16 protein-coding genes are annotated in these 20,917 nt (G+C 72.3%); 7 read left to right on the top strand and 9 right to left on the bottom strand.

Annotation, left to right across the window (positions count from 1 at the left end; all coding sequences use genetic code 11):
• Positions 1-14 precede the first annotated feature (14 nt).
• From IPL89_01005 to IPL89_00995, 3 genes are all read left to right on the top strand, one after another.
• Positions 15-740 (top strand): response regulator, encoded by a 726-nt coding sequence (locus IPL89_01005; GenBank protein MBK9061777.1) that lies wholly within the window; start codon positions 15-17, stop codon positions 738-740.
• Positions 741-769: 29 nt separating this feature from the next.
• Positions 770-1,441 carry a hypothetical protein gene (locus tag IPL89_01000; GenBank protein MBK9061776.1) on the top strand — a complete coding sequence of 224 codons (672 nt, stop codon included), beginning with the start codon at positions 770-772 and terminating at the stop codon, positions 1,439-1,441.
• 74 nt (positions 1,442-1,515) lie between these two features.
• Entirely contained in the window at positions 1,516-3,426 is a 1,911-nt protein-coding gene (locus IPL89_00995; protein ID MBK9061775.1) for an SDR family oxidoreductase, read from the top strand.
• 18 nt (positions 3,427-3,444) lie between these two features.
• Here IPL89_00995 and IPL89_00990 read toward each other — a convergent pair whose 3' ends face one another.
• From IPL89_00990 to IPL89_00960, 7 genes are read right to left on the bottom strand one after another with little or no spacing between them, the layout of a single operon-like run.
• Entirely contained in the window at positions 3,445-3,858 is a 414-nt protein-coding gene (locus IPL89_00990) for a type II toxin-antitoxin system VapC family toxin (GenBank protein MBK9061774.1), read from the bottom strand.
• Positions 3,855-4,097, bottom strand: a complete 243-nt coding sequence (locus IPL89_00985; protein MBK9061773.1) for an Arc family DNA-binding protein — start codon at positions 4,095-4,097, stop codon at positions 3,855-3,857. The genes IPL89_00990 and IPL89_00985 overlap by 4 nt, the downstream gene beginning before the upstream one ends.
• A gap of 51 nt (positions 4,098-4,148) precedes the next feature.
• Positions 4,149-4,943 carry a carbon-nitrogen hydrolase family protein gene (locus IPL89_00980; protein ID MBK9061772.1) on the bottom strand — a complete coding sequence of 265 codons (795 nt, stop codon included), beginning with the start codon at positions 4,941-4,943 and terminating at the stop codon, positions 4,149-4,151.
• A complete protein-coding gene (locus IPL89_00975; GenBank protein MBK9061771.1) occupies positions 4,940-5,242 on the bottom strand; it encodes a cbb3-type cytochrome c oxidase subunit II in 303 nt (100 codons plus the stop codon). The genes IPL89_00980 and IPL89_00975 overlap by 4 nt, the downstream gene beginning before the upstream one ends.
• Positions 5,218-6,552, bottom strand: a complete 1,335-nt coding sequence (locus tag IPL89_00970) for a cytochrome bc complex cytochrome b subunit (protein ID MBK9061770.1) — start codon at positions 6,550-6,552, stop codon at positions 5,218-5,220. Before IPL89_00970 ends, IPL89_00975 begins: the two co-directional genes overlap by 25 nt.
• Complete coding sequence (locus IPL89_00965; GenBank protein MBK9061769.1) at positions 6,549-7,046, bottom strand: Rieske 2Fe-2S domain-containing protein; 498 nt, start codon at positions 7,044-7,046, stop codon at positions 6,549-6,551. The genes IPL89_00970 and IPL89_00965 overlap by 4 nt, the downstream gene beginning before the upstream one ends.
• 20 nt (positions 7,047-7,066) lie before the next feature.
• On the bottom strand, positions 7,067-7,942 hold the full coding sequence (locus IPL89_00960) for a UbiA prenyltransferase family protein (GenBank protein ID MBK9061768.1): 876 nt from the start codon (positions 7,940-7,942) through the stop codon (positions 7,067-7,069).
• A gap of 143 nt (positions 7,943-8,085) precedes the next feature.
• Between IPL89_00960 and IPL89_00955 the strand changes: the two genes are divergently transcribed.
• The 3 genes from IPL89_00955 to IPL89_00945 are packed head-to-tail and all read left to right on the top strand — an operon-like array spanning position 8,086 to position 12,667.
• The gene (locus IPL89_00955) at positions 8,086-8,874 is read left to right on the top strand and encodes a class I SAM-dependent methyltransferase (GenBank protein MBK9061767.1); all 789 of its coding nucleotides are present in this window, start codon (positions 8,086-8,088) and stop codon (positions 8,872-8,874) included.
• Positions 8,871-9,656, top strand: a complete 786-nt coding sequence (locus IPL89_00950) for a glycosyltransferase (GenBank protein ID MBK9061766.1) — start codon at positions 8,871-8,873, stop codon at positions 9,654-9,656. The genes IPL89_00955 and IPL89_00950 overlap by 4 nt, the downstream gene beginning before the upstream one ends.
• A complete protein-coding gene (locus IPL89_00945; protein MBK9061765.1) occupies positions 9,653-12,667 on the top strand; it encodes a glycosyltransferase family 39 protein in 3,015 nt (1,004 codons plus the stop codon). Before IPL89_00950 ends, IPL89_00945 begins: the two co-directional genes overlap by 4 nt.
• A gap of 9 nt (positions 12,668-12,676) precedes the next feature.
• Here the strand turns inward: IPL89_00945 and IPL89_00940 are convergent, their stop codons facing one another.
• On the bottom strand, positions 12,677-13,201 hold the full coding sequence (locus IPL89_00940; GenBank protein ID MBK9061764.1) for a hypothetical protein: 525 nt from the start codon (positions 13,199-13,201) through the stop codon (positions 12,677-12,679).
• Positions 13,202-13,241: 40 nt separating this feature from the next.
• Positions 13,242-16,067 (bottom strand): glycosyltransferase family 39 protein, encoded by a 2,826-nt coding sequence (locus tag IPL89_00935; protein ID MBK9061763.1) that lies wholly within the window; start codon positions 16,065-16,067, stop codon positions 13,242-13,244.
• Between the two features lie 65 nt (positions 16,068-16,132).
• Between IPL89_00935 and IPL89_00930 the strand changes: the two genes are divergently transcribed.
• Complete coding sequence (locus IPL89_00930) at positions 16,133-20,911, top strand: glycosyltransferase family 39 protein (GenBank protein ID MBK9061762.1); 4,779 nt, start codon at positions 16,133-16,135, stop codon at positions 20,909-20,911.
• Positions 20,912-20,917: the final 6 nt, after the last annotated feature.

Here is a 20,917-nt window from a genome sequence, read left to right as displayed (position 1 = left end):
GCCCTCTCGGCGTCGTGATCGTGGACGACGAGGAGCTCGCCCGCGAGCTCCTCCGGGAGTTTCTCGTCTCCCACGGCGACGTCGCCGTCCTCGCCACGTGCGCGAACGGCTTCGAGGCCGTGAAGGCCGTCGCCGAGAAGAAGCCCGACGTCCTCTTCCTCGACGTCCAGATGCCGGGCCTCGACGGCTTCGAGGTCCTCGAGCTCGTCGAGCGCGACGCCGAGGGAAGGCCCGCCGTCGTCTTCGTCACCGCGTACGACCAGTACGCCCTCCGAGCCTTCGACGCGAACGCCGTCGACTACCTCCTGAAGCCGTTCGACCGCGCGCGCTTCGACATGGCGCTCGAGCGGGCCCGGAGCCGCATCGGCGCGGCCCGCCCGGCCGCGCCGGCCGCCCCGCTGCGCGACGGGCCTCTTCGTCGCGTGGTCGTGAAGGCCGGGACGACGGTGACCGTCCTTCCCGTCGAGACGATCGACTTCGTGAAGGCCGAGGACGACTACGTGCTCCTCTCCGCGGGCGGGAGGGAGCATCTCAAGCAGCAGACGCTCGCGAGCCTCGAGGACGCGCTTCCGAAGGAGCGCTTCGTCCGCATCCACCGCTCCTACCTCCTGAACCTCGACCGGCTGAAGAAGGTCGAGCCGGGGGAGACGGGCGCGCCCACGGCCGTCCTCGCGGACGGCACGCGCCTTCCCGTCAGCCGCGCGGGCGCCCAGCGCCTGAACGAAATCCTCGGGCGCTGAGGCGCGGGAGTTCCGCTAAAGTCCTCGGGATGGTCTGGCCGTTCGGGAAGAAGCCGCGGGAGGGATGGCGCGACAAGCCGCAGGCAATCACGAGCGCCATTCCGCGCGACGACGACCGCGTCGGCCCGGTACCGCCTCCGCCACCCACGGCGCACGCGCCGGGCGTGGCGGTCTACGCATTCGGGGAGATTCCCGCGCCGCGCCTGTTGCGCCTCGCCGACGGCACGGGTGGTTTTTTCTTTGAAGGTGAAGAGGGGAAGGAGCGCTCCTCGGCGCTGTTGGTGCTCGAGCCGGGCGGCGCCGCCGGCCCCGGCGACGTCCTGCTCTTCTCCCCCTCTTCCTCATTCGAAGAAATCTCAAAATCCTCTCCCCGTCCGAGCCACCACATCCGAAGGGACGACCTCTCGGGCCGCGGCGTCTCCGGCATCACCGGCCTGCGCTCGCGGCATGCGGGCGGCGGGATCACGGTCCTGCGCTTCGGGCCGCCGCCCGGAGCGCGCTGGGTGTTCGTGGGTCTTCACGCGATCGCGGTCTTCGCCGGCAAGGTCACGCTCGTGGACGCCGAGGAGTCGCGGGTCGTCTCCGCGGGCCAGATCGCCCTCGTCGGCGACCCGACGGCCACGCTCTACGTGGAGGCCGGGAACGACTCGGCGCTCGCCGTTGCGCTCGGCGGGGCCCACGTCGTCTCGGCCCTCGGCTGACGCCGCGTAAACACGAGAGCGGCCGCTCTCCTCCGGCGCGTCTAGAATGGTCCCCCTTTCCGGAGGACCAGCCCATGTCACCGTCGAAGCCCGTCCCCGACTCGCCCATCTCCGCCAAACGCGGAGCCGACCTCGTGCCGACCGTCAACCCCAAGGGCGAGATGGCGTGGGAGAGCTCTCCGTCGCGTTACATCGCCAAGGTGAGCCTCGCGACGGGCAAGGAGATCCTCCGTCCGATCGACCCCGACGAGCTCCTCGTCTCGGCCCACCGCGACAAGAACCCGATCGAGGTGACCGCGCAGTTCCTCGCGAGCCGCGCGATCTCGTGGACCGGCAACGAGCAGACGGTCAAGGATGGCCTTCGAAAGGTGAACCTCCTCGGCCTGAAGATCGCCGAGGCTCTCGGCCAGGCGACCGGCAGCCGCGCCGTCGAGACGCAGGCGAAGAAGCTCATCGGCGTCTCCGAGCGCAACGTGTTCTTCAAGTTCCGCGAGGCCTCCCACCTCTCCGAGAAGGACGTCAAGGCGCGGATGGAAAAGCTGCAGAAGGACGCGCGGGCGCTCCTGAAGGCCCGCGGGCGCAGCCCGAAGCTCCACGTCCTCCTGACGGGCGCCACGGGCTTCCTCGGCAAGGAGATCCTCTTCCAGGCGTCGACCGACCGGCGCATCGAGCGGATCGTGTGCGTCGTCCGGCCCGAAAAGATCCGCGACCCGAAGACGAGGGAGGTCGTGAAGGTCCTCTCGCCGAAGCAGCGCGGGGCGATTCTCCTGAAGCGCATCGGGATCTCCGGCGCGAAGGCGAAGAAATTCGTCTTCGTGGACGGCGACATCGAGAAGCCGCGGCTCGGCATCGCCGACGGCGAGCTCAAGCGCCTCGAGCGCTCGATCACGCACGTCGTCCACTGCGCCGCGAGCGTCTCCTTCGACGACGCGTACGAGAACTCCTTCCGCGCGAACGTGCAGGGTGCCCGCAATGCGCTCGAGTTCGCGCTGTCGCTCCAGGACGCGAAGGGCTCGAAGTTCATCCAGCACATAGCGATCGAGACGTCCTACATCCACGGGCGCAAGAAGCGCACGACGGCGCAGGAGTCGGCCCTCGTCTTCCCGCGCAACTTCTACAACAACTTCTACGAGCTGACGAAAGCGATGGCCTCGCTCGAGACGGACTACACGCTCATCGAAAAGGGCCTCCGCGTCTCGCAGCTGCTTCCCTCGATCGTGATCGGCCACAGCAAGACGGGCAACAACCGCGGCGACACGAAGGTCGTGAACGCCCCGATCAACGCCTTCGGCCGGAGCAAGGAGGCGATGGACGCCCTCCAGTCCGACGCCGTCGGGCGCGGCAAGGCGTGGCTCATCGGGTCGATTGCGTCCGCGTTCCCCGGCGACCGCTCCGCCGAGCTGAACATCGTCCCCGTGGACCGCGTCGTCGAGGGCATCCTCGCGGCGCTCACCGTGCCCGAGTCCATCGGAGAGCGCATCCACCTCGCGACGGACAACCGCATCCGGTCCGAGGACATCGCGCGGATCACGCGCGAGGAGATCGGGATCGACGTGCGCCTCGCGGATCCGACGCTCTTCCGCAACGTGACGCTCCCGGTCGTCAAGGCCGTCCTCGAGAGGAGCGGCGAGCCGAAGCTCGCGAACGCGCTCGACAAGCTCGGGACGATCTTCGGCGGCTACGGCGAGTGGGGCCAGCCGATCCACGACGTTGGCAACGACGTCAGGATCCTCGGCCTCCCGCTCCGGCGCCCGAACACCGAGAACGCGTTCCGGATGCTCTGCCGGCACAACAAGTACGTGCAGGAGTTCGGCAAGGTCCGCGACCTCGACGAGATCGCGCGCCGCGAGCACCTGTGGGAGAAGACGCTCAAGGAGATCGAGAACAAAACCGGCCGCCAGGTCGCCTCGATCCCGCCCGAAGAGTTCCGCCGCTTCCTCTCCCAACGCCTCGAGCTGAAGGGGTTCAAGGAGAGGGAGAAGTAGCGCCTGGCCGAACCCGACTCAGGCGACGAACGGGTTCAGGGTCCGGACTCCCGTCGACGCGACGTCCTTGACGTTGCGCGTCGCGAGGACGAGGCCATGCACCTTCGCGGTCGCGGCCATGAGGGCGTCGAGGACGGGCAGCGGGTCCGGCACGTTCATTCGCCCCCACTCCTCGGCGACCGGGCGATCCACCGGCAGAATTCTGTCTTCGAACCCCGCCGAAAGCGCGGACAGCCAGCGGTCGAGGGCCTGGGCTGACTTCGGGTCGCGGCGGCGAATCTTCTCGATCCCGCGCCGGATCTCGCCGACGACGAGGACGCTCAGATAGAGGTCGTCCGCGTCGAGCGACTCGAACCACGCGACGACGTTTCGGTCGGCCCGGCCGCCCTTTCGAAGCTCCGAGACGACGTTCGTGTCGAGGAGGAACTTCACAAGTCGACGCGGCGGGCGCGCTGAGAGCGGCCGAGGGGCCTGGCGAAGTCGGCGTCCGTCCCGCCCGCGGGCATCGCGAGGAGCCACTCCTTGAGAGTGCCGCGCGGTCCCTTCCGAAGCAGCGCCTCCTCGAGGATGCGGCGATGCTCGGCCTCGGCCGAGCGGCCGTGCTTGGCCGCCCGCACCTTCAGCGAACGCACGACGGCCTCCGGAAGATCGCGCACGAGAAGCTGGGCCATCCTGCACCTCCGAGGGGATGCTATCACTGCTAGCATGGCGTAGGCGCACCGTCAGACGGTCCGAAGCCGCTTCGCGAGGAGGCCCGTGGCGAGCGAGAGGTCGAGTTCTGCGACGAGGAGGCCCTCCTTGCCGTACGGCTGGAACGCGAGGAGCGTGCCGTCGGGCTTCACGAACGCCGACGTCGTTGCCGAACCCTCCGCCGCGTAGTTCACGGACGCGATCCAGATCGTGTTCTCGGCCGCGCGGCAGAGGAGCGCCTTCTCGTGGAACGTGTTCTTCGGGTCCGCGAACGTCGCCGGTGCATACGCGTCCGGACCGCCCAGCTCCAGGTGCGGGTGGAAGACGACCTGCGCGCCGTGGCGCGCCGCGAAGCGCACCGTCTCGGGGTAGCGCCAGCCCTCGTGGCAGATCGCGACGCTGAACGTGAGCGGCCCGACCGTGAAGACGCGGCGCGAGGTTCCCGGCGTGTACGTTTCGTCCTCGCTCGGGTCCAGCTGCACCTTGTCCTGGAAGCCGATCCGCGCGCCGTCGTGCCCGATCACGAGCGCCGTCGCGTAAAGCGCATCCCCCTCGACGCGCTCCGTACCGAGGACGACGGCGATCTTCGCCTTCGCCGCGGCCGCCGCGACGCGATTCCATGCTCTCTCGAGAAGTACCGCGTCCGCTGGAGGCGGCGTCCTTCCGAGCCCGCGGTAGCCCGGGACGTAGCACTCCGGGAAGCAGACGATCGCCGCACCTTCTTCCGCGGCGCGCGCGACGAGCTCTTCCACGATCCGAACGGACTCCTCCGGAGACTCCGGGTAACGCGGGGTCGCGAGGGCGATGCGGACCGTCGCTCCGCTCACGGCAGCGCGAGGAGGTAGTCGGCCATCGCGGCGAGCTCGGCCTCCGAGAGATACGCGTACTTCGGCATCTTCGAGCCCTCGACGAGCTTCTTCGGGTCCTTGAAGTGCTCGACGAGCCAGGCCTTGTCGCGCTTGCCGGGGAGGTGCTGGAGCGCGGGGCCTCGGCGGCCGCCCTCGCCGTAGATCTGGTGGCACTGGCGGCAGTCCTCGCGGTCGATCGTCGCGCCGCCGAGGCGGATCGGCTCGGGAATGCCCGCGAACGTCGCGCCGTCCTTCAGCGCCGCCACGTAGCCGAGCATCGACGGAACGTCCTTGTCGGGGTCCTCGCCGCCTTCCTCGGCCGGGGCGCGGGCTTCGGCGTCTTCTCCTTCACGTGCGAAACCAGCGCGTCGCCGGCCAGCGCGTGCGACCGCATCGCGAGCGGGACCGAACCGGCCGGCGCGCCCGGAGCCAGCACGCCCTCGACGCCGTGGCAGGACGCGCACTGGCGCCGCTCGTACGAGGCGAGGCCGCCGAGGACGCGCGGGTCCGGCACGTCGCCCGACCCGAGGCCCGAGCGCGCCTTCGCCTTCGGCGCGTCGAGCGCCCCGAAGACGAGGAGCGCGAGGATTCCGGCGCCGACGAGCGCGCCAAGGGCGAGGACGGGCTTGCGGTCGCGCGGGCTGCGCGACGCTCCGCGGTCGAGCCACGGGACGAGGGCGAGAAGCAGCATCGACACCCCGGGAAGGACCGCCGTGCCGATCGGCTCGAGCGGCCCCTGGAAGAATTTCAGGAGCTGGAAGAGCGGAAGGAAATACCACTCCGGCCGCGGCACGTACGACGTGTCCGACGGGTCCGCGAGGCGCTCGAGCGGCGCGGGCGAGCCGAAGGCGAGCGCGAACAGCAGAATCACGACCGCGAGGCCGGCGACGGCGTCGCGCGCGGCCTGGTACGGAAAGAACGGCTGCCGCGGGTCGGGCTCCGACGTGGGCCCCGCGTGGCCGTGCTTGCGGAGGAGGAGAAGGTGCGCGGCGACGAGACCGAGCGTGAGAATCGGCAGAAGAATCACGTGCACGGCGTAAAAGCGCGTGAGCGTCGCGGCGCCGACGGCGCTCCCGCCGGCCATGACCCGCGCGGCGGCCGGGCCGACGACGGGCAGCGCCGACGGGACCTTCGTGCCGACGACGGTCGCCCAGTACGCCTTCTGGTCCCACGGGAGGAGATACCCCGTGAAGCCGAACGCGAGGATGAGGAGGAGCAGCGCGACGCCGACGAGCCAGTTCAGCTCGCGCGGCTTCTTGTATGCGCCATAGAGAAACGTGCGCGCGAGGTGGAGCGCGGCGAGGACGACCATCGCGGAGGAGCCCCAGTGGTGGAGGCCGCGCACGACCGCGCCCGCAGGGAGCTTCGTCTGGATCGCCCTCACGCTCTCCCACGCGTGGTCCGGCGTCGGCGCATAGGAGAGCGCGAGCGCGAGGCCGGTGACGACCTGGACGACGAGCGCGAAGAGCGCGGCCGAGCCGAGCGTGAAGAGCCATGCCCGCCGCACGGACACGGGTTCGTCGGCGAACTTCCGCCAGAGCGACGACGCGCCCGCCCGCGACTCGAGGAATTCCAAAAGACGCTTCATGCTTCGAACGCCGCCGGGTCGACCGTGACCCGCCCTCCCGCGAGCACGAGCGGAACCTTCGCGAGCGGCCGCGGCGGCGGGCCGGCGAGGACGCGCCCGTCGGCGCCGTACGCGCCGCCGTGGCAGGGACAGAGGAACGCCTTCTTCGCCGCGCTCCACGCGACGCCGCACCCGAGGTGCGTGCACGTCGTCGAGACGGCCGCGAGGCCGGACGGCGAAGACGCGTCCTTCACGACCGCGAGGCGCTCCTTGACCTTGCGCGTCATGGTGCCGTCCTCGATTTTGTGCTCGACGACGACCTCCGCCGCGCCGAGGGCGCCGCTCGCGACGGCGTCGAAGTCCTTCGCGGCGCCGAGGTCCAGCGCCGCGCCCGCGGCGGACGCGCGACGCACGAGCGGCGAGAGCGCGAACGCGAGAGCAGCGCCGGCCACCGACGTGAACGCGGCGGCGCCGGCGGCGAGAGCGGTGAACGTGAACGCGCGCCTCGACGCCATCGCGGGAAGGATATTCCGGCCTAGCTCCGTCCGGGCCCGTAAATCAGCGCCGCGCAAACCGTGCCCCAGATCACAACGGTCGCGAGCAGGCCGGCGTCCGTGAAGAGGTCCGAGGTCGCGTCCTCGCCGCCTCCGCGCGTCTCGATGAGGCGCCAGCGGAAGAGGCCGAAGAGGACGATCGGCACGGTCACGAGCAGCCGGTCCGTCCCGAACCACGCGATCGTCTCCGGCGCGACGGTGTAGAGCGCGTAGCAGACGATCGTGGTTCCGAGCGCGGTGTTCTCGAACGCCTCGAGGAGGCCGACCGGCACGTCCTTCAGCGACTCGCGCCCGGCCGCGCCGCGGGCGGCGAGCTCGCTGCGACGCTTGCTGAGCGCGAGGAAGAGAGCGAGGAAGAACGTGCAGAGCAGCAGCCAGTGTGACGCCTTGACCTGCGCGGCCGCCGAGCCCGCGAGGACGCGCAGCACATATCCGGACGCGACGATGAAGACGTCGAGGAGGGCGACCTTCTTGAGGCCGAGCGAGTAGAGGACCGTGACGCCCGCGTACACGAGCGTCGCCGGGAGCGCCGCGGGGGCGGCGAGGAACACGGCGAGAATCGCGAGCGGCCCAAGGACAGCGGCCATCGCGAGGGCGATCCCCGGCGCGAGCGCGCCCGACGCGACCGGCCGGTCCTTCTTGACGGGGTGCTGCCGGTCCGCCTCGGCGTCCTTGACGTCGTTCAGGAGGTAGAGCGCCGACGCGAGCGCGCAGAAGGCGGCGGCCACGGCCGCCGTCCGGCCGGCCAGGTCCCCGCGGTCCGCGACCTTGCCGAACAGGACTGGCGCGAGGACGAAGAGGTTCTTGACCCACTGGGCGGGCCGAAGCGCGCGGAGGTACGTCGTGGCGGTCAGGATTCCAGTTTACGCGACCTTGGTATTCTGGCTCCGCCCCGATGCACGCGCCGGACGCGCCCCTTCGTCTGGAATCCTGCGCCTGTCCGCTCTGCGGGGAGGCGAGTCCCGCGCGCGAGCGCGTCTCCTTTCCGCCGTACCGAGTCGTGGACTGCCCACGCTGCACGCTGCGCTATCTCTCGCCGCGCGTCGCCCGCGAGGACCTCGGCCGTCTCTACGAGGGCGGCTACTGGGAGGGCGGCGGGACCGGGGGCGGGTACGCGTCGTACGCGGAGATGGAGGCGCTCCTCGCGAAGACGTTTGCGCGGCGGCTGGGCTGGCTCGGCTCTCCGCCCGCCGGCGGGCGCCTCCTCGACGTCGGGTGCGGGCCCGGCGCGGGCCTCGACGCGGCGCGCGCCGCCGGGTGGGAGGCCTGGGGACTCGACCTCTCCTCGGAGGCGGTCGCGCGCGCCTCGGCGCGGCACGCCGGGCGCGTGGCCAGGGGAACGCTCGAGGACTCCCCTTTTCCCGCCGGCTCCTTCGACGCGATCACCGCGTTCGACCTCGTCGAGCACGTGTACGAGCCCCGGCGTTTCGCGGCGGCCCTCGCGGCGGCCCTGAAGCCGGGCGGCAGCGTCCTCATCGCGACGCCGAACGTCGAGAGTCTCCTCGCGCGGGCGACCGGGCGCCGGTGGGTGTCCTATAAGATTCCCGAACACGTGACGTTTTTCTCGAGGAGGACGCTCGCCGACGCCCTCGCGCCGCCGCTGACGCTCGTGCGCGCCGCGCCCTGCGGGCAGCACGTCTCGCTTCCCTTCCTCCTCGAGCGCGTCGCCGCGGCGCTGCCGGCGGGCGGCGGGCTCCTCCGCGCGGCCGCGCGCGCCCGGACGCTCTCGGGCCTCACCCTCTACGCGAACTCGGGCTCCATGCTCGTCCGCGCCGTTCGCGCGACGTGAACGCCGTGGACGTCTCCGTCGTCCTGCCCGTCTACAACGGCGCGGCCTTCGTGGCGGAAAGCGTCTCGAACCTCGCGGCCTTCCTGTCGCGCCAGCCCTTCTCCTGGGAGATCGTCGTCGTGGACGACGGCTCGCGCGACGCGACGGCCGGCGCGGTGCCGGACGGGCCCGGGATCCAGCTCCTCTGCCTCGCCGAGAACCGCGGAAAGTTCGGCGCCCTGAAGGCCGGCATGGCCGCGGCGACGGGGCGCTGCCGCATCTTCACGGACGCCGACGTGCCGTACGACCTCGAGGCCCTGCCGTACGTGGTCTCTCTCGTGACCGGGCGCGGCTTCCACGTCGTCGTCGGGGACCGGTCTCTCACGGACTCGATCTACGGCTCGCGCCTCCCGCGCTCACGCGCCGCGGCGAGCCGCGCGTTCTCGCTCCTCGTGCGGCTGCTCGTCACGGGCGGCCTCTTCGACACGCAGTGCGGGCTCAAGGGCTTTCGCGGCGACGTCGCGGACGCTCTCTTTCCGCTCCTCACCGTGGAAGGATTCGCCGGCGACGTCGAGCTCCTCTACGTGGCGCTGAAGTACAACCTCTCGATTCGGCGGATCCCGGTGCGCCTCAAGAAGCACGAGCCGTCCACGATCCGCTTCGGCGCGCACGCGCCCGCGATGCTGCGCGACGCGCTCCTCCTGCGCGGCAAGTGGGACCGCGGTCTCTACGCGTCGGCGGCGCTCGCGCGAATCGCGGCGCAGGACTACTGGGTCCCGCCGCCGCCGGAGACGGCCGCGTGACGGCGCGCGCCGCCGCGGCCCTCCTCGCGCTCGCCCTCGCCGCACCCGCGCCTCCCGCGTCGGCGGAAACGGATCGCCCGTTCTCGATCGCGATCCCGGGCGCCGGCGATCCCGCCGGAGAGGTCGGCTTCTTCGACGCGACGGGCAGGCGCGTCGGCCGCCTCACGGGCCTCGGCGAGCCGGCCCACCTCGTGCCTGCTCCCGACGGGCGCTTTCTCGTCCTCGACCGCGCCACGGGGCGCATCCTCGAGCTGGACGTCGACGGGCGCGTCACGCGCGACGTGCTCTGTCCGGCCACGAATCCCCATCCGGAACGCGCGGCCCTCCTCGCGGACGGGCACGTGCTTCTCACCACCGAGGGGCGCGTGACGGAGATCGACGCGGCGGGCGCGATCGTCGCCGAGTTCGAGCCGCCTCCGAACGTGCGGTTCCTCGGCGCGGCCCGCCTCGCCGACGGGAGCACGGTCTTTTCGACCACCGAGCAGCCGGAGCCGATCCTCAGGCGGACGCCGGGCTCGAAGGACTTCGAGCGGCTCGCGCTCGACGACGGCTGGGCCGGGTCGCGCTTCGCGCTCCGCCTGGAGCCCGAGGCGCCCTCCTCGCCCAACTTCCTCCTCTGGCACCACGATCTCGCCGGCGTGAACCGCATGGCCGTCGAGGACGGCCGCCTCGTGAAGAAGGGCTTCTACCCTCTACCGCTCGCGTGGAAGCTCACGGTCGACGACACGGGGGCCGCCGTCATGATCAGCGACGCGTTCGAGATCCGGCGGGCACACGCCAACGGTCCGGTCACGCGTTTTCAGGTGCCCTTCGCTCCGCTCGGCGCCGTCTACCTCCCCGCGCGCGGCCTCTTCGCCGTCTCGTACATGCGTGTCCCGGGAGCGGCGTGGCCCGAGAGCTGGCTCGCCGACGCGTCGGCGAACCGCTTTCCGTGGCCGCGCTTCGTTCTGTTCCTCCTCGCGGGCGCTGCTGCCGGCGCCGCCGTCTTCTTCGCGCGCGGCCGCCCGCCGGCCCCCACGCCGCTTCCGCCGGCCGCGACGCCTTCTCCCGCTTCCGCGGACGGCCGCACGCTCGCGCGCCGCGCTGCGTCGACGGCCGCCGCGTTCGTCCCGCTCGCGCTCTACGCCGCAGCCCTCGTCCTCACCCGGCGTGGCGTCCTCCTGCTCGAGCCGTACTTTCATCCGGAGCGCGACGTGCCGCTTCTCGCCGGATTCACGCTCGCGCTCGCCGCGGCGATCTGGAGCCGCGCCCTGACGCGGCGCAAGGACCCGTACTGGCAGGCCGTTCTCGCGGCGCCCGCGGAGGACCGGCGCCTGCTCCTCGCGCTCCTCGGGGGCGGCCTCGCGCTCGCCGGCGGGATGGCGCTCCTCTACCGCTGGCGGGCCGCGAAGCTCGAGGTGGATTCGACTTGCCTCTGGGCCGCTCTCCACGTTCTCGTCTTCGGCATGGTGGCGGCTTCCTTCCGCGGACGAGTCCGCCTGCGCGAGACGTTTCGCGCGCATTGGGTTGTCCTCGTCCCGCTGGCCGCCGCGTGCGTCACGCACCTCTACCGGCTTCTGGACGTCCCGACGAACGTCCACTTCGACTTCGTGTACTGCTCGGTCTCGGCCCTCGAGCTGATGGACGGCAGGCTCGCGAGCATCTTCCAGACGGGCTTCGTGCCCGTGCCCGTCGTGGGCCTCCTGCCCGAGATGGCCGGGTTCCTGCTCGCGGGCCCGACGGAGGTCGGGTTCCGGCTCGGCCCCGCTCTCGCCGGCATCTCCGGCGTCCTCGCGGTCTACGTCCTCGGGACGACGTGGCGCTCCCGCGCCACCGGCCTCCTCGGCGCGATCTTCCTCGCGGGCGCCGTGCCCTGGATCCACTTCAGCCGCATGTCGACCACCGGTGTGTCGGCCGTCGCGGGGCTCTGGCTGCTCGTCTTTTTCGCCCTCGCGCTGAAGACGAACCGTGCGGGCTGGTGGCTCCTCGGCGGGTGGGTCGCGGGATGGTGCTTCTACCTGTGGCCCGCGTCGCGCGTCGCGCCGGCCGCCTGCTTCCTCGCGGGGCTCGTCCTCGCTCTCCGGTCGCCGCGGGCGACGGCTCGCCGCTGGACCGGGCCGCCGCTCATGGCGCTCGTCTTCCTCGTGTGGCTCGTTCCGCTCCTCCCCGCGTGGATCGCATCGCCGAATCTCGCGCTGCCGCGCGCGCAGGAGTCGCTCGAGGTGTACAAGCCCCAGGGCGGCCTCGACCACGAGCGGCTCCGCGCGTCGTTCGGAAGGCCGCTCGCCATGAGCGCGGGCTGGTTCTTCACGACGCCGGACCAGAGCAGCCAGGGCTCGATGTCGCCCGCGCTGAACACGGCCGAGGCGACGCTCTTCGTCCTCGGCGTCGCGGTCGCGCTCGCCGCCGGTTTCTCCCTGAACGTGCTCCTGTTCCTCGACGTCGCGCTCGTCCTGCTCGTGCTCGGGGCGTTCGCGGGCTCGCCGCCCTGGTACACGCGAATGCTCCCGAGCCTCCCGGTCGCGTGCGTGTTCATGGGCGCCGCCGCCGCCGCGCTGCTCGAGAGCCTGCGCCTGCCGAACGCGCGCGGACGCGCCGCCGCCCTCGCCGCCGCCGCCGCTGCCGCCCTCGCGATCTCCCCCGTTGCCAACCTGCGCCGGTACGTCGCCTACGAGAGCGAGCAGCGTCCGATGTGGGAAGCGACGGCGCTCGGCCGCCGGCTCCGGACGATCGGCCCCGGCCGAACGGTCTACCTCGTCTCGACGGGACGCTCGGACTGGTCGCTCAACGTGAGCGGCGAACGGCCGCCGCGCCTCGGAGAGATGCTGCCGTTCGTCTGGAACCTCCACCTCGTCGAGATCCGCGAGCTGGAGGAGGCCGTTGCGTGGGCCGCCGGCCCGAAAGCGATCATCGTGCCGAAGGAGCGCATCGCGGCGGACCTCCCGCGCCTCGTCGCGGCGTGGCCGACGGCGCGCGTGGAGGACCTGCCGGGCGTGGCCGGCCCGTGGGCGAAGATCCTCCTGATCGACTGAGCGGGCGGTCTACTTGCCGCGGCTCGCGGCGACCGTGAGCGTCGCGGCGCCGAGGCGGCGCGGCTCGGACGACGGCTCGACGACCCACATCTCGACGACGTACTCGCCGTTCGCCCAGCCCGCCGAATCCGCGACGAAGCTCACCGTCCCCGGATCGGGAGGCAGCGGCTTGGACTCCTCGCCCATCTTCGTGCCGGCGGGGTTCTTCACCCATACGACCTTCGTCGAGGAGCCGGGCTTCGCATCCCGGATGCCGTACGAGAGGAACACTTTGTCGCCCTTGGCGAACGCGTTGCCCTCCCCGCGCACCTGTGAGTCGGACCCGAGCGCGTAGCCGAGGCGGAACGCGTCGAGACGGATCTGGGGATTTGCCGGAGCGGCGGCGGCCGCCCGCGCCGGCTCGGCGGCCGGAGTCGAGGGGGCGGCGGCGCTGCCTGCGGTGGGCTTGGGCGCTTCCTTCTTGCCGCCGCAGGCCGAAAGCAGGAGGACGGCGGCGCAGGCCGGGATCCAGACGTTCATTCGTGCACGTTTCATGTCCAAAAGAATACCGCCCCCGCAGCCGAAATTCCAACGTTCAGGGCGTGAAGAGGAACGGCGTGCCGCGCCTGAGGGTGCGCAGCGCCCTGAGCTCGCCCTCCGAGAGCGGCGGCCGCGGCCCGGCGCCGGCGGGAGGCCGGAGCACGGACGGCGGCACGACGGACTCCACACCGCCCGGCGGCGTCCAGATCCAGTCGATCGCCGCCGGCCTGTGGACGACCCGGTAGACGATCTCCACCGCGTGGGGGCCGCGCGTGAGCGGGACGGGCGGCAAGCGGGTGAGCCTCTCGTCGTCGCCATCCGTTCGGCGGGGAGGCCCGCCGTCGAGCGTCATCTCGGCGGTCCCGCCGTGCGTCAGGAAGCCGAACACGTAGGGCCCGTCGGTGGGCGCGACCAGCGTGCCGCTCCAGCGCGCGGTCCATTCGCCGTCGAAGTCGAGGTCCGCGCCGAGGGACATCGCCGCGAGCGCGGCGTCGAGGCGGAGCGGCGTCGCGAGCCCGGGCGCGGTGTACGTCCCGAGGAGCCCCTCCGGCGGGCCGTCGACCGCCCACAGCTCCGAACACCGCGTGCGCCGGAGCCTCTCTTCGCCATCGGGGGCCCACAGGAACGTCGCCGGTGCGGCGCCGAGAGGGGCGTTGAACTCCACGCGATGGTCTCCTTCCGGAAGCGCGACGGTCGTCTCGCGCTCTCCGCCCCGCGCACGCAGGATCTCGCGGCCGTCCACGGCGAGAACGCCGTCGGCGATCGAGAAGCGCACGTTCCCGAAGCGCGGGACGCGGAGGGCCGCCGTCCAGCGGGCGGTCTTCGCCCCGCGCGCCGCCTCCGCGGCGCCGGGCGGCGGATCTCCGATCGCGTCCACCCGCACGGGCGGTCCCCCCGCGATCGAGACGAGGGCCCCGCGCCGCGCCGACCACGCGGCGAGAGGGACGCGGTATTCCGTCACGACGAGCTCGTTCGGGAAGTGCCGCTTCTCGCGCGTCGCGCCGCCCGGGTAGACGCTCTCAAGGTACGGAAGGTAGTAGGCCTGCCGCGCGTAGACGACGAAGGAGAGGTCGCGCACCGCGGGGATCGCGAGAGGCAGGGCGATGCCCGGCGTCGCGACGCCCATGCGGTGCGCGCGGGGCGCGAGCAGGCGCACCCAGCCGGAGTTCACCATGTGGGCGTCGTTTCCGAGGGTCAGCGCCCAGCCCCCGGCGCCGGCTTCGGCAGCGGCCACGCCCTCGACGCGCTTGAAGGGCCAGCGGTCGGACGCCGCGTACGGGCCGAAGTAGAACGCCAGCTCGGCCGCGGCGCACAAGGCGACGACGACGGCAGCCGCGGCCGTCGCCGCGGCCCTCGCGCGCCCCGGCGCCGGACCGAAACGCCGGGCCCCCTCGTCGAGGACGAGCGCCGCGAAAAGCGGCAGGACGGGGATCGCGGTCGCCCAGCGGTGCATGTTCGGCGTCTCGACCGTCACGATGACGCCCAGAATGCCGATCCAGAACCAGAGCGACACGAGCACGAGACGCACGTCGCGCACCTTGACCGTCGCGGCGAGGATGCCGAGAAGCACGAGCGCCGCGAGCACCGGCGGGAAGAGGGGCCGGTCCGTGGGCCAGAGGATGTTCTGGTCGACGTAACGGTTCAGGAAGCCGACGGCGTGCTCGACCTGGGCGACGAGGACGCGCCCGATGCCCCAGTCCGCACGGAGGTACGCGAGGCGCGCCGCGTTCCGGGGGATGAAGATCGTCGTCTCCTGCGCGCGCACGGTGAACTCGCCCGGAAGGCGCAGGGTCGCGGCGAGGAAGGGCCCGGCCGCCACGAGGGCGGCGAGCGCCGCGAACGCCACGCCCGCCGCCGTTCGCGCCCGGGTGCCCTGCGACGCGCGGAGGAAGACGGCGATCGAGAACGGGATCGCGAGGAGGCACCAGAGACGCCCCGTCGGGTAGAAGTAGATCGACAGGCCGCCGGCAAGTCCGGCGAGCCCCCAGGCCCAGGCGCGCCCCCGGCGCGCGGCTTCGAGGAAGCCCGCCGCGCTGAGCGCCCACAGCGTCTGCGTGGGCGCGGCGCACGTCGTCACGCGCGAGAACTGGAGGGCGCCGCCCATGCAGGACAGCAGCGTCCCGGCGAGGAGGCCCGCGCGCCAGCCGAAGTGCCGGACGGCGAGGGCGGTCAGGACGGCGACCGTCGCGAGGCCGCTGAGCGCGCCGAAGACCCGCGCGCCCGCGACGTCCAGCCCGGCGACCGACATGACGGCCGCCAGCAGTTTGAAGTAGATCATGCTGATGTGGTACCAGCCCGGCCGGAACCAGGCGTCCGTGTTGAAGCCGCCGGCGATCTGCATGGCGAGCGCGGCCTGATCGCCCTCGTCGGGGTTTATGCCGAACGGCACGTTCGCCAGGTTCCAGAGCCTCACGAACGCGGCGGCGGACAGGAGTGCGAGGACACAAACCGCCAGCGCGACGCGCGGGCCGCGCGCCGCCGGAAGACGGGCCGTGCCCCAGCGTTCGGGGACGTCGAGGCCGCGGCCGGCGGCCACCGCCGTCAGGACCAGCGTCGCAAGCGAGGCGATCCAGAGCGGGAGCGCCGGGTCCCGGGACTCGCCCCAGAGCGCGCGCATCGAAGCGGCCGCGAGGACCGCGGCAACGGCCATCCCCGCGGCGAGGATGCCGCCGCGCCGCGCCGGGACGACCGGGGCGCCCGAGGGCTCGGGCGCCGGCCACGCGCCGGGCGCGAGGAGGAGCGCTCCCAGGAGCGTGAGCGCCGCGCCCGCGAACCACGCATGGCCCGTCCGGACCACGGCCTCGCCCGCTGCCGCGAGGCCGAGGGCCGCCGCGCACGCGAGACGCGGCCGGGAGAGCAGCGCCGCCGCCGGTTGGATCACGGGGATTCAAGGTAGCACAGGCTTTCGCCGGCGCGGCGCCTCGCCGATAATCGGCCGAACTCTCCATGTCGACACGAGGACCCGCCCTGAACTTCCGACGCGGGCTCGCCGTCGTCTTCCTCCTGGCCGCGGCCGTGCGCGTCGTCGGGCTGGACTTCGACCAGAACCACTTCTTCCATCCCGACGAGCGCGCGATCGGCGAGGCGATCGTGCACCTCTCGTTCTTCCCGCCGCAGCTCAACCCGCACTTCTTCGCGTACGGCTCGTTCCCGTTCTACGTGACGCGCGCCGCGTCCTCGGCGCTCGCGGCGGTGACGCGGCGCGAATGGTTCGCGTCCTACGATGGCGTCATCCACGTCGGGCGGTTCCTCTCCGCTCTCTGGGGCGCTCTCACGTGCGTCCTCGTCGCGCTGCTCGGCAGGCGCTGGTACGGCGAGGCCGCCGGTCTCCTCGCGGGCGGGCTCCTCGCGTGCTCGGTCCTGCACGTCCAGACCTCCCACTTCGCGGCGACGGACGTCGCCCTCACGTTCATGGTCCTCCTCGCGCTCGTCTGCGATTCGCGTTTCGCGAACCGCGGACGAGCCCGCGACGCGCTTCTCGCGGGCGCCGCGACGGGCCTCGCGCTCGCGACGAAGGCGAGCGCGGCGCCCCTCCTGCTGCCTCTCGCTCTCGCGGCCTTCCTGTCCGTCGCCGCCTCGCGGCGCTGGGGCCGCGGCGTTTCCCTCGCGGCCCTCGCGTTTGCCGCGGCGCTCGGAGCGTTCGCGTTGGGCGAGCCGTACGCGTTCCTCGACTTCCGCGAGTTCTGGCGCTCGATCTCCGAGCAGGGCGCGATGGTCCGCCACGCGGGCCTCCTGCCGTACACGAACCAGTACGTCGGCGTCCCGCACTTCCTCTACGAGGGCAAGGAGCTCGTCCTCTGGACGCTGGGGCCGCTTCTCGGGCTCGCCGCGCTGTGGGCCACGGGCTCGAAGCTCGCGACCTTCCGCCGCTTCCGCCCGGGCGAATGGGTCGTCGCGTCGTTCCTCGTGCCGTACGTCCTCATCACCTGCACGTTCGAGGTGAAGTTCCCCCGGTACCTCCTGCCCGTCTACCCGATCCTCGCGCTCTGGACGGCCGCGTGGCTGACCGAAAAGGCCGCCGCGTCCCGCGCGGGGAGGATCCTCCGGGCCGCCGTCGCCGCGGGCGCGGCCGTCTGGACGCTCGCGTTCCTCGCGATTTACACGCGCCCCCACAGCGCGGTCACGGCCTCCCGCTGGTTCCACGAGAACGTGCCCGAGGGGACGCGCGTCCTCGAGCAGGACTGGGACGAGGGTTTCCCGTTCTCGTTCCCCGGCTCGCCTGCCGAGCGCTACCCGATCGTGATGTTCGGGTTCTACGAGCCGGACTCGGCCGCGAAGATTGCGAAGCTCGCGAAGGAGCTGGCGGCCGCGGACCGCGTCGTCCTCCAGACGAAGCGGCTCTACGGGGCCGTGACGCGGGCGCCGGACAAGTTTCCGCTCACGAACCGCGCGTTCCGCCTCCTGTTCGCCGGCGACCTCGGGTTCACGCTCACGCGGTCCTTCGCGTCGCGCCCGGCGCTCTTCGGCCTCGAGCTTCCGGACGAGCTCGCGGACGAGTCCCTGAGCGTGTACGACCACCCGAAGATCCTCCTCTTCGAGAACCGCGAGAAGCTCGCGGCGGACGAGATCGAGGCGCGGCTTCTGACGCGCACGCCGTCGCGTGCGCTCTCGCGGGGCGACCTCCTGCTGGCCGAGCCCGCGGCCTCGCCGCGCCCCGCCGCGGAGGCAGGCCCCGGCCCGGGCCTGCCCGGGCTGAGATCCGAGCCCGCCGCGATCTTCCTCTTCGCGGGCTTCCTCGAGCTTCTCGGCCTCGCCGGCTACGCGCTCCTCGCCGCCGCACTGCCGGAGCGCCCCGGCCTCTACGCGCTCGGGAAGACGTGCGGCGTCCTCTTCTTCGCGTTCGGGTCGTGGCTCCTCGTATCCTGGCGCTGGGCGCCATTCGGGCGGCCGCTGCTCCTGGCGTGGGCGGCGGCCCTCGGCGCCGGCGCCTGGGCTCTCGCGCGCCGCCGGCCGTTCGCGGCGCCCGCCGCCGAGCGATGGAAGACGGAGCTCGTCGCGTGGGGAACGTTCCTCTTCTTCCTCGCGTTCCGCGCCGCGACTCCCGAGATCTTCTCGGGCGAGAAGCCCATGGACTTCGCGTTCCTGAACGCGCTCCTCCGGTCGACCACCCTGCCGCCGCCCGAGCCGTGGCTCGCAGGCTCGACGCTCTCCTACACGTACTTCGGGCACTACGGGCTCGCCGCGATCGGCAAGCTCCTCGGCATCCACCCGGGGCTCCTCTTCAACCTCGGGATCGCGGGCGTCGCGAGCCTCACCGCGTGCGGCGTGCTCGCGGCGGGCTCCGCGCTCGGCGGACGCCTCCGGGCCGGGGCGGTCGCCGCGCTCCTCGCGATGTTCGCCGCGCCGCCGTCCGGCGTGCGGGAGGCCGTCCTCCGGTGGAAGGCCGGCCAGCCGCTCGACTGGCACTACTTCTGGGCCACGTCGCGCGTCATCGGGCCGAACGGGATCAGCGAGTACCCGCTGTGGACGTTCCTCTTCGCCGACCTCCACGCGCACGCCCTCGCGATGCCGTTCACGACCGCGTTCCTCGCGCTCCTTCTCTTCGCCGCGACGCGCGACGCGGTCCCGACGCCGCGCGAGGAAGCCGCGACGATCGGACTCCTCGGCCTCCTCCTCGCCGCCATCCAGATCACGAACGGGTGGGCCGTGCCGACGTACGCCTGCGCGCTCGTCTTCGTTCCGCTCGCCGCATACGTCGTGGCGCGCCCCGGCGGAGCTTCCGCGTCGTTTGCCGGCTTCCTGCGCGGCGTCGCGCTCCCCATCGCGGGCGCCGCGGCCGTGGCGTACGGCCTCGCCCGCCCGTTCTGGGCGCACTTCACGCCCCCGCCCCGCAACTGGGGGCGCGAGGTCGGGCCGTTCGCCTCGCCGTGGGACTTTTTCAACGTGTGGGCGTTCTTCCTCGCGCTCCTCGTGCCGTTCGTGTTCACGGCCCTCCGGCAGGGCGATCCGCCTCCAGGCCGCGCCGCGCGCGCCGCCCGCGGAATCCTCGCGGCCCTGCTCCCCCTGTCCCTCCTCTCTCTCACGCTGAAGCCCTGGCATCTCGACCAGGCGGCGTCGATCCGCGGCTTCACCGCGCTCGCGTGCGCGGCGGCCGCGTGGGCGGCCCTGCGCCCCGGCGCGAGCCGCGAGGTTCGCCTCGCCTGCGCGCTCGCGGCGTTCGGGTTCGCGGTCCTCACGGGGTGCGAGGTCATCTACGTGTGGGACCGGATGAACACGATCTTCAAGTTCCATCTCGAGGTGTGGTTCTTCTTCGCGGTGGCGGGTGCGGCCGCGTGGCGTCTCCTCCGGACGGCCGGCGGGCCGCTCTGGAAGTCGGCGGCCGCGATCGCGTTCACGGCGGTCCTGTTCACGACGGTGACGGCCATGCCCGGCTACGTGCGCAACGGCCGCGAAGACTGGCCGCGGGCGACGCTCGACGGGACGGCCTACCTCGAGTCGAAGGCGCCGGGAGACCGGGGTGCGTACGAGTGGATCAACGCGAACGTGCGCGGCGTCCCCGTCGTCCTCGAGGCGCAGGGCGACGCGTACCAGGACTTCTCGCGCTATTCGATGATGACGGGGCTCCCGACCGTCCTCGGCTGGGAGTACCACACGTTCCAGCGGGGCCACAGCCAGCCCGAGATCGACCGCCGCAAGGCCGACGTGAAGGCGGCGTACACGGCGCTCGCGCCGGACGAGGTGGCCGCCGTCCTCCGGCGCTACCACGTCGCGCTCGTGGCCGTCGGGCCGCTCGAGAGAAAGACCTACGGCGCTGGAATCCTCGCACGCTTCGGCGGGTGGACGGACCTCCTGACGCCCGTCTACCGGAACCCCGAGGTCACGCTCTTCGCCGTGAAGGGCGCGTTCGCGCCCGGCGCCTCGACGCCGCCGCTCAAGGTCGAGGAGCTGCCGGCGCGGCCCGCGGGCGCCCCGGCCGCACAGCCCGCGCAGCAGCCCGCCGGGCAGGTCCGCCAGCCGCGCGGCCTCGCGTCGGATGCGAAGGGAAGGGTCTTCGTCGCCGACTTCGGCAACGTGCGCGTGCAGGCGCTCAAGCCCGACCTCTCGCCGCTGTTTTCGATCGGTTCGCTGGGCTCCGGCCCCGGCGAGTTCCGGGACCCGTGCGCCGTCGCCGTGGACGCGAAGGGCGTTCTTTACGTCGCGGACACCTGGAACGGACGCATCCAGGTCTTCGACGAAAAGGGTGTGTACCAGCGCGAGTTCTCTTCGGACTTCTTCGGGCCGCGCGGCGTCGCGGTGGACGCGAAGGGAACCGTTTTCGTGGCCGACACCGGCAACAGCCGCATCGTGCGCTTCGACGTGGAGGGGCGCAAGGAAGCCGAGTGGGGGCGCGAGAAGGGCGCCGGCAAGCTCGCCGAGCCTCAGGGCCTCGCGCTCGGCAAGGACGGCCTTCTCTACGTCGCGGACAACGGCAACGGGCGCGTCGCGGTCTTCGCGAAGGACGGCTCGTTCGTGCGCGCGTTCGACGTGGCCGGCTGGAGGCGACAGGTGATGAGCGAGCCGTACCTCGCCGTCGACGCGTCGGGCCGCGTTTGGGTCTCGGTGCCGCTCGACGGCGAGGTGCGCGGCTACGCGCCCGACGGAAAGCTCGTCGCGACCGCCCGCGGGAAGGACCAGCCCGAGGGCCAGCGCTTCGAGCACCCGTCCGGCGTCGCGCTGCTCCCGAACGGCCGGCTCGCCGTCGCGGACTTCGAGGGCCGCCTCGTCGTGATCGACCTCCCGCGCTGACGCGGT

This window comes from Acidobacteriota bacterium (assembly GCA_016716715.1).
Classification (GTDB): domain Bacteria; phylum Acidobacteriota; class Thermoanaerobaculia; order UBA5066; family UBA5066; genus Fen-183.
Note: the sequence above shows the minus strand (reverse complement) of the source record. Positions and strands in the feature narration are given on the sequence as shown.